This is a genomic window from Gammaproteobacteria bacterium (assembly GCA_016705365.1).
Lineage (GTDB): Bacteria > Pseudomonadota > Gammaproteobacteria > Pseudomonadales > UBA5518 > UBA5518.
The window spans coordinates 83377-97671 of the sequence record JADIYI010000002.1 but is presented as its reverse complement, the minus strand read 5'-3'; the positions used below and the strand labels follow the sequence as shown (position 1 = coordinate 97671).

Here is a 14295-nt window from a genome sequence, read left to right as displayed (position 1 = left end):
ACGCATCGCACCGAAGCAATGCGCAGCACGGAGGCGTGACGATGACCGATCCCGAAATCCGCGCTCAACAAGAACGCGAGAACCCGGAGCCCGAGGAAGGCGCGAACCCGATGCCGTGGTTCGTGATCCTGCTCACCGCCGCGCTGCTCGGCTTTGGCATCGTCTACATCGCGCGCACGTCGCTGGACAATCCGCCGACCTGGGGTGACGGTCGCAGCGTGGCCGAACTGCAGGGTCCCGCGCCCGCACCGGTCGGTGCCGAGGCGGACGGTGCGGCGGTGTACGCTGCACATTGCGTGGCCTGCCACCAGGCCAGTGGTGGCGGACTGCCGGGCGTGTTCCCGCCGCTGGCGGATTCCGAATGGGTGGCCGGCAAGCCCGAGACGCTGGTGGCCATCGTGTTGCACGGCATCAACGGGACGCTGAGCGTCAAGGGCACGACCTACAACGGCGCGATGCCAGCGTTCAAGGACCAGTTGCAGGACGCGGAGATCGCCGCCGTGCTGACGCATGTACGCGGTACCTGGGGCAACCAGTCGCCAGTGATCGACACCGATATCGTCGCCAAGGTACGCAAGGACACCGCCGCGCAGGCCGAGCCGTACAAGGGCGACGCCGACCTGAAGGCGCTGGAATAGGCCGCGGTGATGCGCACACCGGCTTCCCGCGACAGGCTCGCACGCCGGCTGAGCGCGGCGCTGTGCCTGGGACTGGTCACGCTGTCGGCGTGGGGGGCCTGGCACCATACCGCCGGCCTCTCGGTCTGGACCTTCGAGGGGCGCCGCGAGTTGCAAGTGGCCGCCGGCGAATTACACGCCCCCCGTGTGGCGATGCACACCGCCTTCGGTGACGACGAACTGGCGTGGCCAGCGAGCCCGACCGCCCCCGCGGCCTACCTGGTCGACTTCATCTACACGCGCTGCCCGAGCGTATGCCGCACCCTGGGCAGCCAGTACCAGCAGATGCAGCGTGAGCTGGCTGCGCAAGCGCGAACCGACGCGGCGGCAACAAGGGTTCGGCTGGCATCGATCTCGTTTGACGTACGCCACGATGGCACGGCCGAATTGAAGCAGCTCGCCGGCAGCCTGCATGCCAATCCAGCACACTGGAGCTTCGCGGTGCCGGCCAGCGAGGGCGATTCGAATACCCTGCTGCGTGGGCTGGGCGTGGTGGCGATCACCGATGGTGAAGGCGGCTTCGTGCACAACGGTGACATCCATCTGCTGGACCGGCAAGGGCGGCTGCGCGCACTGTTCGCCATGGACGAATGGCCACTGGCGTTGGCGGCGGCGAGCCGTCTGGCAGCACAACCGTCCGAGGGCAGGCGATGATGCGCAGCCCGCTGTCTGCACGCTCCGCGCTGTACGCTATGTTGGCGGCATTGCCGCTGCTGCTGCTATGGCCGGCGTTGCGCCACATGATCGAAGGCCGCATGTCGCTGCACATGCTGCTGGAATTTCCGGCACTGCTCGCGGGTGGTTGGGCGGCGCAGTACCTGGGGTTGCGCGCTGGCTGGTTGCACTGGATCGACTGGCGCGGCTGGACAGGCGCGACCTTGGTGACGCTGGTCAGCATCACCTGGATGCTGCCGTCGCTGCTCGACCTGTCGTTGCTGCTGCCGGCCGTGGCCGCCGCCAAGTACCTCAGCTGGTGGCTGGCCGGCTGGTGGCTGGCCCACAGCTGGCGCCGGCTGGACCCCGAAGTGCTGCTATTCGGTATCGGCAACATCGCCTGGATGACCGCCACCGCAGGCATGCTCTACCTGGACACGCCACAGCGGCTGTGCGTCAACTACCTGCAAGATGACCAACGCCACGCCGGCATCGGCCTGGTGCTGCTGGCGCTGCTGCTCGGCGCGGTGGCGATTCGCCGGGTCATGGAGCCGCATGGGACGGCACTGCCCCCGTTGTGCATCAAAGTGAGCGCAGATACTGCGACGGATCGTTGAGCTGCTGTGCAAACCGCCCGGGCGCGCTTGCGATCACGGCGATACTGCGCCATCGCGTCACCGCAGGACTGACTCGCCTTCCGGTGGTCGCAGCGCGAGCTTCACGCTAGAATCCATCGATCACGCCGACATCCCCGAGGAAATTCATCATGCGCATTTTCTGTCTCATGCTCACGCTGCTGCTGGGCGCCTGCGCCGGGGGAAACAGCGCTGGCGATGCCGGTGGCACCGCATACCAGGGCAGTTACGACGCGCAGCTCGCCGACAAAGCCCGTTTCGGGCGCATCGTGATCGCTCCGATAAATTTCGGCAAGCCCTCGCGCAGCTACCTCGCCGAGCACGACGCGCGTATCGACGCAATGATAGAAAAGCGTCTGCGCAAGGCAGGCTACGAGATTTTGCCCGGCACCCTGTTCGACGAGGCCTGGCTCGAAGGCGTGCGCAAATGGGGTGAACCCTACAACCCCACGACCGGCAAGCTGAACGACACCTCGTTCCAGTACGTGCTGAGCGAAGCGGTGCGCTGGCTCGAGGCCAACAGCCAGGCGCAGGCGGTGATGTTCACCAATCTCGAGGAGCTGCAGACCTACTTCTCGCCGAGCGGCAGTCACACCACCCATTTTCTCGGCGTGACACGCAAACCCTCCAGCCGTGGCGGTGACGGGGTTCCGGCTGATTTCGACTGGATCCAGGCAGTCGATGCCGTCGGGATCTACGTGAATGTCTTCGATCTGAAACTGCAGCGACTGTTCAATGGCGCCGGCGGAATCGAAGTCACCGAAACCCTGGATCTCAAGGGCTCCAAGCCGCTATGGAAGCGCCAGAAGAAGGTGCTCGACAATGACTCGTTCATCGAGGAGGGCTTGAACCTTGCCCTCCAACCCTGGCTGCGCCCCGAATAACTCTCAGCGCAACCCGGCATTGATACTGTCGAGGAACTTGACCCCCGGGCAGAGTTCCTTTTCCGTCAGCGAATTGAGCGGACGCCGTACCGTACCGAGGGTTTCGTGCAATTCCTGCGCATCGCGATTGATGTGCAGCAGGCCCGTCAGCACGCGTCCGCTCTTGCCGTGGTGGGCAATGGCCTGCAGCGCGGACTGCGGGTCCTCGATGTCGTATTCGTCATCGTGCTTGTGGAGCCTGATCACTGACCCGTCGTGCATGCAGACATCCTGGGTCGCGCCCGGCGCGTAGCTGGTGCGGATTTCCTCGCGCATCGGCACGAAATCAATCGGCGTAACATCCGCATGTTCGCGAAAATAGGTATAGCTCTTGGTGGAGCCCTCATGGTTATTGAACGTCACGCAGGGTGAAATCACGTCGAGAAATGCAAATCCCTTGTGGCTCAGCGCCGCCTTGACCAGCGGTACCAGTTGCTGGCGATCCCCCGAGAAGCTGCGCGCGACGAACGTTGCGCCCAGCTGTATTGCAATACTGACCAGATCGATCGGTTCATAGGGGTTCGCCATACCCTTCTTGTTCTTCGAGCCAAGGTCCGTGGTAGCCGAGTCCTGGCCCTTGGTCAGCCCATAGCAGCCGTTGTTCTCGACGATGTAGACCATGTTGAGATTGCGCCGCACCACATGGGCGAATTGTCCCATGCCGATCGAGGCCGTATCCCCATCGCCGGACACCCCTATGTAGACCAGTTCGCGGTTGGCGAGGTTGGCACCGGTGGACACCGAGGGCATGCGCCCATGGACCGAATTGAAGCCGTGCGAGCGGCCCAGGAAATAGGCCGGCGTCTTCGACGAGCAGCCGATACCCGACATTTTCGCGATGCGGTGCGGCTCGATCGGCAGCGAAAAGCACGCCTCGATGATTGCGGCACTGATCGAATCGTGACCGCATCCGGCGCACAGGGTCGAGAGCGCCCCCTCGTAATCGACACGGGTATAACCGAGCTCGTTTTCCGGTGTGCCGGGGTGACGGAAGGAAGGCTTCTGGTAACTCATGACTTTGATTTCCCTGCACCGGTGCGCTTGCCGCGCAGCGGCGTGACATTGGACCCGCTCATGCTTCCACGGATCACCGCGGCGATTTGCCGAGCGGTGATCGGCAGGCCGTCGTAATTCAGAACAGACACCAGTTTTTCCTTGACGGAAACGTGGGTTTCATTGATCAGCAGGCGACGCATCTGGCCGTCGCGGTTCTGTTCGATCACGAACACCGTGTCGTGGCCGGCGATGAAGTCCTCGACTTCGCGGGAGAACGGAAATGCGCGCAGGCGCAACGTATCGATCGCGAAGCCCTCGTCCGCGAGTATCTCGGTCGCCTCGTAGGCAGGCGATGCGGTGGTACCGAAAAACAGGGCGCCGAAGCGCGTGGGGCCGGACGGGGATTTGACCTTGGGTGCCGGAACGTACTGTTTCGCGGTCTCGAATTTTTTCAGCAAGCGGTCCACGTTACGCACGTATTCCGCGCCATCCTCGGTATATGCCGCATATTCGTCACGCGAGGTGCCGCGCGCAGTGCTTGCGCCCTTGGTCGGATGCGTGCCCGGATAGGTACGGTAGGTGATGCCGTCGCCATCCACGTCCTTGTAGCGGCCATAACGCTCGCTCAACTTGTCGAGCGCCTCGGCATCCAGCACCTTGCCGCGATCGTAGACACGATTGTCATCGAATTCCAGGGGTGGCGACATCCAGTCGTTCATGCCCAGATCCAGATCCGTGAGCATGATGATGGGTGTCTGCAGACGCTCGGCGAGATCGAACGCTGCAACGGTGAGGCTGAAGCACTCTGCGGGCGTTGCGGGAAACAGCAGCACGTGCTTGGTATCACCGTGCGAGGCGTAGGCGGCCGACAGTATGTCGGACTGCTGCGTACGGGTCGGCATGCCGGTCGACGGGCCGGCTCGCTGCACATCGATCAGCACCGTGGGAATCTCGGCGAAATAGGCCAGCCCCAGAAACTCGCTCATCAGCGACAGGCCCGGGCCGCTGGTAGCGGTAAATGCGCGCGCACCGTTCCACGATGCACCCACCACCATGCCGATCGCGGAGAGTTCGTCCTCTGCCTGCACGATAGCGTAATTCTTCTTGCCGGTCCCGGGGTCGATGCGCAGGCGCCTGCAATACCTGTCGAAGGCATCGACCACGGAGGTCGAGGGGGTGATCGGGTACCAGGCCGCAACCGTCGCACCGCCGTATACCGCACCGAGTGCCGCGGCGGTATTGCCATCCATCAATATGTGGTCGGTCTCGAGAATGTGCTTGGCAATATTGCCACCACGCTGCACACGCAGTCCGATCGGGCAGCTGAAATGCTCGACAGCATACTGATGACCGAGTTCCAGCGCGTAGATATTTGGCGTGATCAGCTTTTCCTTGCCCTTGAACTGATCGGTAATCAGGTTCTTGAGAATGCTGAAATCGATATCGAGCAGGGCCGCCAGCGCACCGACATAGATCACGTTCTTGAACAGCAGACGCTGGCGCGCATCGCTGTATTCACGCAGGCAGATCTCGGTGAACGGAATGCCGATGTAATTGAGATCGTCACGGATGAGGCGCACGTCGAGCGGCTTGGTCGAATCGTAGACAAAATAGCCACCCGGCTCGACTTCGCGCACATCGCGCTCCATGCTCTGGGGATTGACGCACAGCATCAGATCGACGCCCCCCCGCCGTCCGAGGTAGCCCTTGTGGCTGACCCTCACCTCGAACCAGGTCGGCAGGCCCTGGATATTCGAGGGAAAGATATTGCGCGGGCTGACCGGGATGCCCATGCGAAATATCGCCTTTGCGAACATGTGGTTCGCACTTGCCGAGCCAGTGCCATTGACATTGGCAAACTTGACTACGAAATCGTTTACCGCTTCTCTGGCGTGCATGCCTGTCCTGCCTTGGTGACGTTGTAGAGAAATTTCTGCATATCCCAGGCGCCGGTCGGACAGCGCTCGGCACACAAGCCGCAATGCAGACACACATCCTCGTCCTTGACCATGACCCTGCCAGTCTGTGCCAGGGTGTCGGAGACATAGAGATCCTGCGCCAGGTTGGATGCCGCGACGCGCAACTTCTGCCGCAGCGCCGCCTCGTCCTCATTGGCGATGAAATTGATGCAGTCGGTGGGGCAGATATCGACGCAGGCATCACACTCGATGCATTTGGCGGTGGTGAACACCGTCTGCATATCGCAGTTGAGACAACGCTGTGCCTCGAGCAGGGCTGCACGGGTATCGAATCCAAGCTCCACTTCGATCTTGAGATCCTTCAGCGCGAGCGCCTTGTCGACATGCGGCACCTTGTAACGGGCATCGTTGGCGACCTGGTTATCGTAGCTCCACTCGTGCACACCCATCTTCTGGCTGACCAGCGTCACTCCGGGCGCGAGCCGCTTGCGGACATCCTCGCCCCGGCACAGCAGATCGATCGAGACCGCCGCCTGATGGCCATGGGCCACGGCAGTAATGATGTTCTTTGGTCCAAGAGCGGCATCTCCGCCGAAAAAGACCTTGGGCAGCGTGGACTGGAACGTCGCGGACTCCACGACCGGCATGTCCCATTTGCCGAATTCGATGCCGATATCGCGCTCGATCCAGGGAAATGCATTGTCCTGGCCGATTGCGATCAACACATCATCGGCCGGGAAAAACACCGGCTCGTCGCCAGTGGGAACCAGGCTGCGCCGCCCGTTGGCGTCGTACACCACATCGACCTTGTCGAACAGCATTCCGCTCAGCTTGCCATCCGCGTGCACGAATTCGCGCGGCACATGGTTGTTGAAAATCGGGATGTCCTCGGCCATCGCATCGTCCTTTTCCCAGGGCGAGGCCTTCATCTTGTCGAATTCCGAGCGCACCACGACCTTCACGTCCTCACCGCCGAGGCGTCGTGCCGTGCGGCAGCAATCCATCGCGGTGTTGCCGCCGCCAAGCACCAGAACGCGCTTGCCTACCGCGTTGATATGCTCGAAGGAGACGCTGGAAAGCCAATCGATACCGACAAAAATATTCGCTGCCGCTTCCTTGCGCCCCGGAATATCGAGATCGCTGCCACGCGGCGCACCGGTGCCGACGAAAACGGCATCGTAATCCTGCTCGACGATCGTCTTCAGGCTCGAGACATAGGTATCGAACACACGATTTACGCCCATCTCGAGGATATAGTCGACTTCCTCGTCCAGTACCGCGGGCGGCAGGCGGAACACCGGAATCTGGCTGCGCATCATGCCGCCGCCTTTCTTCTGATCATCGTAGATATCGATGTCGTAGCCGAGCGGCGCGAGATCGCGGGCAACCGTGAGCGATGCGGGGCCGGCACCGATCAACGCGACGCGCTTGCCGTTCTTGCGTCGCGGGACCTTTGGCATTCGCGCCGCCACATTGCCCTTGTTGTCGGCGGCAACGCGCTTCAGGCGGCAGATCGCGACCGGTTCCTGCTCCAGGCGTCCGCGCCGGCAGGCCGGTTCGCAGGGTCGGTCACAAGTGCGTCCGAGAATGCCCGGAAACACGTTCGATTCCCAGTTGATCATGTACGCATCACTGTAGCGTTCCGCGGCGATCAACCGGATGTACTCGGGCACCGGCGTGTGCGACGGGCAGGCGTACTGACAATCCACGACTTTGTGGAAATACTCGGAATCACTGATATTGGTGGCTTTCACTGTGGTATTGCCCTGCCATTAGCACTCGTTTCAGCTGCGAACGGACGCGGCGAACGTCCTTCGCTTCCAGCTGTGAAATGTTATATCAGTGACTCGTCGCAGGTCGCTTGATTTTGAATCAATTAATTGTGAATTTGCCGTATCCGGGGCTCGGCCATCCGTTCGTTGGCGCGCAGGAACTCCAGCAACCGCGTCTCGTCCCAGACCTCTACGCCAAGCGAATTCGCCTTGTCGAGCTTGGACCCCGCACCCGGCCCGGCGATCACCAGCCGGGTGCGCGCACTCACACTGCCGGCGATCTTCGCACCGAGTCGCGCCAGGCGTTCGCCCGCCTCATCGCGGCTCATCGACTCGAGGCTCCCGGTCAGTACCACACTGGCACCGGCCAGCGGCGCCGACGCGGGCGGGTGCTCCGTATCGGCCCATTCGATGCCTGCGCAGCGCAAGCGCTCGATCAGGGCACGATTGCGTGGCTCACCCATGAACGCCTGCACATGCCCGGCCACCACCGGCCCCACGTCAGGAACCTGTTGCAGGGCTTCGGCATCGGCGGCCATCAGCGCGTCGAGGTTGCCGAAATGGCGCGCCAGCGCCAGTGCCGTCGCCTCGCCGACCTCGCGAATTCCCAGCGCATACAGAAACCGCTCCAGCGTGGTGTGCTTGCTGCGCCTGATCGCGAGCAACAGCTTGTCGGCCGATTTATCGCCCATGCGCTCCAGCGCCGCCAGTGCACCACGCTCGAGATGGTAGATATCGCTGACGTTGGACACCAGGCCCTTCTCGATCAACTGTTCGATGAGCCGCTCGCCCAGCCCCTCGATATCCATCGCCCGCCGTGACGCAAAGTGACGCACGGTCTCTTTCTGCTGGGCCGCGCACACCAGCGCCCCGGAGCAACGTGCCACGGCTTCGCCCTCGGCCCGCTCCACCGCCGAACCGCAGACCGGGCATTGGCGCGGCATGGCGATCGGCAAGGCATCGGGTGGGCGGCGCTCGCCAAGCACCCGCACGATCTGGGGGATCACGTCACCGGCGCGGCGCACGATCACGGTATCGCCGCAATGCAGGTCGAGGCGTTCGATCTCGTCCATGTTGTGCAGGGTCGCATTGCTGACCGTGACTCCGCCCACGAATACCGGCGCGAGACGCGCCACCGGGGTCAGCGCGCCGGTGCGTCCCACCTGAAACTCCACTTCCTGCACCACGGTCAGCTCTTCGTCGGCGGGAAACTTGTACGCGATGGCCCAGCGTGGCGCACGCGCCACGAAGCCCAGGCGCTCCTGCAGATCCAGGCTGTCGACCTTGAACACGATGCCGTCGATGTCGTGGGGTAGTTGCGCGCGCCGCTGCTGCATGCGCGCGTAATACTCCAGGCAGTGATCAACGCCATGCACCAGCCTGACTTCGGCGCTGGTTTTCACCCCGAATTCGCGCAAGCGTTCCAGCATCCCCGACTGCGTGCGCGGCAGGCCGGCGCCATCGAACACACCCACACCGTAGGCACAGAACTCCAGGGGACGGCGCGCGGTGATGCGGGGATCGAGCTGACGCAGGCTGCCGGCAGCGGCATTGCGCGGATTGACAAAGCTTTTCTCGCCCGCCTGCACCGCACGCCGGTTCATTTCGGCAAAACCTGCCCGCGGCATATACACCTCGCCGCGCACCTCGAGCCGCGCCGGAACGGCCCCGTCCAGCAAACGCAAGGGCACCGATGCAATGGTGCGCACATTGGCGCTGATGTCCTCACCGGAGCTGCCGTCGCCACGGGTCGCGGCGCGCACCAGCACACCCTGTTCATAGAGAATGCTGACCGCCACGCCATCGAGCTTCGGCTCACAGCAATAATCCAGCCCATCCCGGATGCCGAGCCGCTCCCTTGCCCGACGATCGAAGGCACGCAACTCCTGCTCGTCAAATGCGTTGTCGAGCGACAGCATCGGCAATTCGTGACGCACCGTGATGAAGGCCGCGAGTGGTTCGCCGCCCACACGCTGGGTCGGAGAGTCGGGGCTGAGCAGGTCCGGATGCGCCGATTCGACTTCCTGCAGGCAGCGCATCAGACGATCGTATTCGCTGTCCGGCACCAGCGGATCGTCGAGCACGTAATAGCGATGCGCGTGCAGACGCAACTGCTCTCGCAGCGAGTCTATTTCCTTGCGCAACTCATCGGCTTTGGTCATCGCCGGGCCGCCAGGAATGCGCCGCAGGATCTCTCAACGGCGTCTCCGCGCCCGGTGCACGAAATCGCGCACCCGCTGCCGGCAGTGCTCGACCGTCTGGGGCGTGAAAACGCTGTGGCTGTCATCGCGCAATTCGCCGTCCAGGTTCTTGGCGATGCTGCGGGCCGTCTCGAGCATGCAGTCAAAGGCTTCGAGCGGTTTCTGCGGGCCGGGGAGTTGCATGAAGAAGCTGAGACCCGGAGTACTGAAGGTCTCCATCGCATCCGGATCGAACACGCCCGGTTCCACGCTGTTCGCGATGCTGAACTGAACCGCACCCTGCCCTTTTTCCTCTTCGGTACGATGAAAAATGCGTTGCTGTCCGAATCGCACATCACACAACTTGAGGATTTCCAGCAACTCGCGCCCGGCAAACCCGCCGGGGGCGCGCGCCAGTACGTGGATTACCAGCACTTCCTCCGCCGTGGCATCGGTGGCCAGCGATTGCCGGGGGATACCCGCGTGGCGCGGCTCGGCAACCAACACAGGTTCGGGGAACAGGGCAGGCTCTGGCGGAACCGGAGCAGGCGTGGAGTCGATTCGCGGTTCGAGCCGCTCCGCCGCCCGTGCAGGTACGGAAGGGGACGATCCGGGCTGCGCGTCGCGTTGTCGCACCACCCGTGCCCCGCCGCCCGGGAGTTCCGAGTTCCCGGTTTCCGCTTCATCGCGCGGGAAGCCGCCGCCCATGCCGATCGACGCTTTGCCCAGACGGATCGGATTGCGCCGCTCGTTGCGATAACGGCGGTATGCATCCAGGAGCACGCCGACTATCAGCAGCGCGCCGATCGCGATCAACCAGTCCTGTACACTCAAATCCATGCGCTTCGAAAATCCTCGTTATGCGTGGCCATGGGGGCGTCCGACTGCCATTTTATAATACCAATATAGAAGGTTTCCGCGATTGCGCCCCCGCCATCGACTCAACCCGCCAGCGCTACTGCCTCGTCGACGTCCACGCTGACCAGGCGCGAGACTCCCGGCTCCTGCATCGTCACACCCATCAGGTGTTGCGACATTTCCATGGTGATCTTGTTGTGGGTGATCACGATGAACTGCACCTGCTCTGCCATCTCCCGCACCAGGCGGGTAAACCGTCCGACGTTGGCATCATCGAGTGGAGCATCGACCTCGTCGAGCATGCAGAACGGCGCCGGGTTGAGACGGAATATCGAGAACACCAGCGATATGGCGGTCAGCGCCTTCTCGCCACCCGACAGCAGGTGAATGGTCGCATTGCGCTTGCCCGGCGGGCGCGCCATGATCGCCACGCCGGTATCGAGCAGATCTTCGCCGGTCAGCTCCAGGTACGCGTGGCCGCCGCCGAATACGCGCGGGAAAAGCTCCTGCAGACCGTTGTTGATGCGGTCAAAGGTATCCTTGAAACGGGTGCGTGTCTCGCGGTCGATCTTGCGAATCGCGTTCTCCAGCGTGCTCAGCGCCTCCTCGAGATCGGCGTTCTGCGCATCGAGATAGGACTTGCGCTCGGACTGCGAGCGATGCTCGTCGATGGCCGCCAGGTTGATCGGCCCGAGCCGCTGGATCTGATTGCCCAGGCGCTCGAGCTGCGCCTGCCAGAGTACCTCGTCGGCATCCTCGGGAATCCCGGCCAGCAACGCATCGAGCTCGAAATGCCCGCGCTTCAGTTGCTCCATGATCGTGCCAACCCGCACCTGGATCGTCTGCGCGGCCAGCCGCTGTTGCTCGAGCCCGGTGCGTACGGCTTCCGCATCCTGTTCGATCAGGTGCCGGTTGCGCTCCGATTCACGCAGCTCATGCTCGACGGCCTGCACCTGGGAGCGCGCGCCCGTCAGTTCACCCTCCACCAGGAGCCGCTGCTGCAGTTGCGATTCCAGTCGCTCGTGCCCCTGCGCAATGGGCTCCGCGCTCGCCTCGATCTGCTGCGCCAATTGTGCCGTGCGCTGTTCGAATTGCGCAAACTGGGCCTCGATCCGGACGATCGCCGCGCCCAGGTTTTCCACCTGGGTGCCGAGCGACTGCCGGCGCATGGCCAAGCCGTGTGAACGGTCTTTTTCCTGGCGCGCCATCTGCCGCGAGCCATCGAGCTCGTTGCGCAGGCGTTCGCGCCGCTCCTGGAGCAGCTCGCGCTGCTGGCTGTCACGATGCATCGTGTCGAGCGCAGCTTCGAGCAAACCGCGCGCGCTCTGCAGTTCGGTCCTCTGCAGCTCGTGTCGCTCGCGACACTGTTGCTGCTCGGAGCGATTGCGCTCGCGCCGCAGGCTCATCTGCTCCAGCCGTGCGGTGCAGGCACTGAGCGCCGCCCGCGCCTCGGTGTAGCGCGCGGTAGCGGCACGCAATTCCCGCTGCAGGTTCTGCAACTCGTCCTCATCGGCGCGGCGCATCGCACGTGCCTCTTCGAGCGCCTCGGAGAGTCCAGCTTCACGCAGGCGACTGCGCTCGATGGCCTCTTCCAGACTGGCGATCTCGCGCCCGCGCTGGATCACACCGGCGCGTGGATCCGCATCGCGCGCGAGCCGCAGCCAGTCGCGTCCGAGCCAGATGCCATCGGAACTGACCACCGATTCGCCCGGCGCCAGCCCGGCCTGGACCTCGAGCGCTTCGGCCAGCGTGTCAACCGCGTATACCCCGGCCAGCAGATCACCCAGATCGAAATCCGCGCTGACCCGGTTGAGCAGCTGGGTCGGACGCAGCGCCGATACCGCTCCGGGCCGGGGGCTGAAAAGCCCGAGCGCACCGCGACCGAAGCCACCCAGCGAGGAAGCCAGGGCCTGCATATCGGCAACGCACACGGCCTGCAGATGGCTACCGAGTACGGTCTCGACCGCTGTTTCCCAGCCCGGCTCGACCGTCAGACGCTCGGCGAGACGCTGGTTGGCATCGAGCTGCTGTGTTGCCAGCCAGCCGCTGACCACCTCGTCGGTCTGCCCGAGCGCTGCCTGCTGCAGTGCCTGCAGCGATGCGAGTCGCCCGCGCTGTTCCTGGAACTCGCCGCGCGCCACATCGAGCTCGCCACTCAGATCGGCGATGCTCGCGCGCCGGCTATCGATCTGCTGACGCACGGTATCCGCCCGCTCCTGCCAGCCGTGGGAAACGGTCTCGAACTCCGCCACCCGCGCATCGAGATCGTCGCGCTGCGCTTCGATCGCAGCGGTATCGAGTTCGCTCTCCTCCTGCACCAGTTGCGCGAGCCGCTCGGATGCCTGGTTCAGGGATTCCTCGAGGTGACGAATGCGCGATTGCTGTACTTCCACCTCCTGACGCGGTTTCTCGGCCGCCGCACTGAAGGACTCCCACTCCGACAGCAGCGACTGCATGGCCTGCTCGGCCGCCGCCAGCGCTTCCTGCGCGCAAGCCTCGCGCATTTCGGCCTCGCCGAGCTCGGGTACCACCTGCGCGAGCTCCGCGCTGAACTGATCGCGCTGGCGCTGATCGTCACGCAGGTGGCGCTCGGCCTCGTCGCGGCTGCGCCGTGTCTGGTCCAGATCGAGGCCCAGCTGTCGTGCGCGCTCCTGCTGCAACTGCACGGCCTGCTCGGTACGCGCGATTTCCGCGCCTATGGCGTAAAAGCGCTCCTGCACACCGCCCAGCGCTTCATTGAGCTCGCTGTGCCGGTCGCGCGCTTTTTCTATATCGGCATCGACCCGCGCATGCCGGGCATTCACCGCCGCCAGATCCACCTCGCGCCGGCGAATCGCATCATGCACTCCGCTTCCTTCGGCATCCAGGATCCGCCACTGCAGCGCCAGCAACTCGGCTCCGACCCGGCGTTCGTCCGCCTTCAGTTCGGTATAGCGTTCGGCCGCGTTCGCCTGCCTCTTGAGGTGCTGCAGCTGGCGCTCGAGCTCGTCGCGCAGATCGGTAAGCCGCTCGAGATTCTCGCGTGTGCGCCGGATCCTGTTCTCGGTATCGCGACGCCGCTCCTTGTATTTCGATATGCCGGCAGCCTCTTCGATGTAGACCCGCAGTTCCTCGGGCTTGGCTTCGATCAGCCGCGAGATCATGCCCTGCTCGATGATGGCGTAACTGCGCGGCCCGAGGCCGGTGCCAAGAAAAATGTCGGTGATGTCTCGCCGCCGGCAGCGCGCGCCGTTGAGAAAGTACTGCGACACACCGTCGCGCGCCACGGTGCGGCGAATCGCGATCTCGGCGTAGCTCGCGTACTCGCCCCCCAGCTTGCCCTCGGCATTGTCGAATACCAGTTCTATGGCGGCCTGGCCGAGGGGCTTGCGCCCGGCCGAGCCATTGAAAATCACATCGGCCATCGATTCGCCACGCAGATGCTTGGCGGACGCCTCGCCCAGTACCCAGCGCACCGCATCGATGATGTTTGACTTGCCACAGCCATTCGGGCCGACCACCCCGCACAGATTGCTGGGGAGTACTACCGTTGTAGGGTCGACGAAAGACTTGAATCCCGCCAGCTTGATGGTCTTGAGTCGCATTACGAATCCGCTAAACAGGGCCCCCGACCGCAACGTCCGGCCGGCTGGCTCACGAATGAAGCGCGCAAGTCTACCGGGTTTGCCATCGGATCACTAT

The 14295-nt window shown here is 63.7% G+C and carries 10 protein-coding genes; 4 read left to right on the top strand and 6 right to left on the bottom strand.

All coding sequences use genetic code 11. The features are described 5' to 3' along the window. Positions 1-41: 41 nt before the first annotated feature. From IPF49_00645 to IPF49_00630, 4 genes are all read left to right on the top strand, one after another. Positions 42-638, top strand: coding sequence for a cytochrome c (locus IPF49_00645; GenBank protein ID MBK6286150.1), 597 nt, complete (start codon positions 42-44; stop codon positions 636-638). Between the two features lie 6 nt (positions 639-644). After that, positions 645-1331 (top strand): SCO family protein, encoded by a 687-nt coding sequence (locus IPF49_00640; GenBank protein MBK6286149.1) that lies wholly within the window; start codon positions 645-647, stop codon positions 1329-1331. Beyond that, the gene (locus IPF49_00635) at positions 1328-1948 is read left to right on the top strand and encodes a hypothetical protein (GenBank protein ID MBK6286148.1); all 621 of its coding nucleotides are present in this window, start codon (positions 1328-1330) and stop codon (positions 1946-1948) included. Before IPF49_00640 ends, IPF49_00635 begins: the two co-directional genes overlap by 4 nt. A 149-nt stretch (positions 1949-2097) precedes the next feature. Next, positions 2098-2850 (top strand): hypothetical protein, encoded by a 753-nt coding sequence (locus IPF49_00630; protein ID MBK6286147.1) that lies wholly within the window; start codon positions 2098-2100, stop codon positions 2848-2850. Between the two features lie 3 nt (positions 2851-2853). Here the strand turns inward: IPF49_00630 and IPF49_00625 are convergent, their stop codons facing one another. The 6 genes from IPF49_00625 to smc form a co-directional block, all read right to left on the bottom strand. Next, positions 2854-3903: a 2-oxoacid:ferredoxin oxidoreductase subunit beta gene (locus IPF49_00625; GenBank protein MBK6286146.1), complete on the bottom strand. Its 1050-nt coding sequence runs from the start codon at positions 3901-3903 to the stop codon at positions 2854-2856. Then, positions 3900-5783 (bottom strand): 2-oxoacid:acceptor oxidoreductase subunit alpha, encoded by a 1884-nt coding sequence (locus tag IPF49_00620; GenBank protein MBK6286145.1) that lies wholly within the window; start codon positions 5781-5783, stop codon positions 3900-3902. Before IPF49_00620 ends, IPF49_00625 begins: the two co-directional genes overlap by 4 nt. Continuing rightward, complete coding sequence (locus tag IPF49_00615) at positions 5762-7558, bottom strand: FAD-dependent oxidoreductase (GenBank protein ID MBK6286144.1); 1797 nt, start codon at positions 7556-7558, stop codon at positions 5762-5764. Before IPF49_00615 ends, IPF49_00620 begins: the two co-directional genes overlap by 22 nt. Before the next feature lie 122 nt (positions 7559-7680). Then, positions 7681-9738, bottom strand: coding sequence for an NAD-dependent DNA ligase LigA (ligA, locus tag IPF49_00610; protein ID MBK6286143.1), 2058 nt, complete (start codon positions 9736-9738; stop codon positions 7681-7683). Positions 9739-9771: 33 nt separating this feature from the next. Beyond that, a complete protein-coding gene (gene zipA, locus IPF49_00605) occupies positions 9772-10596 on the bottom strand; it encodes a cell division protein ZipA (protein ID MBK6286142.1) in 825 nt (274 codons plus the stop codon). A gap of 101 nt (positions 10597-10697) precedes the next feature. Next, positions 10698-14198: a chromosome segregation protein SMC gene (gene smc / locus IPF49_00600; GenBank protein MBK6286141.1), complete on the bottom strand. Its 3501-nt coding sequence runs from the start codon at positions 14196-14198 to the stop codon at positions 10698-10700. Between the last annotated feature and the right edge of the window lie 97 nt (positions 14199-14295).

What these genes read in the sequence shown, in the direction of transcription:
- IPF49_00645 (MBK6286150.1), top strand. Translation starts at nt 42, where the DNA reads ATGACCGATCCCGAAATCCGCGCTCAACAAGAACGCGAGAACCCGGAG.
- IPF49_00635 (MBK6286148.1), top strand. Translation starts at nt 1,328, where the DNA reads ATGATGCGCAGCCCGCTGTCTGCACGCTCCGCGCTGTACGCTATGTTG.
- IPF49_00630 (MBK6286147.1), top strand. Translation starts at nt 2,098, where the DNA reads ATGCGCATTTTCTGTCTCATGCTCACGCTGCTGCTGGGCGCCTGCGCC.
- IPF49_00625 (MBK6286146.1), bottom strand. Translation starts at nt 3,903, where the DNA reads ATGAGTTACCAGAAGCCTTCCTTCCGTCACCCCGGCACACCGGAAAAC.
- IPF49_00620 (MBK6286145.1), bottom strand. Translation starts at nt 5,783, where the DNA reads ATGCACGCCAGAGAAGCGGTAAACGATTTCGTAGTCAAGTTTGCCAAT.
- ligA (MBK6286143.1), bottom strand. Translation starts at nt 9,738, where the DNA reads ATGACCAAAGCCGATGAGTTGCGCAAGGAAATAGACTCGCTGCGAGAG.
- zipA (MBK6286142.1), bottom strand. Translation starts at nt 10,596, where the DNA reads ATGGATTTGAGTGTACAGGACTGGTTGATCGCGATCGGCGCGCTGCTG.
- smc (MBK6286141.1), bottom strand. Translation starts at nt 14,198, where the DNA reads ATGCGACTCAAGACCATCAAGCTGGCGGGATTCAAGTCTTTCGTCGAC.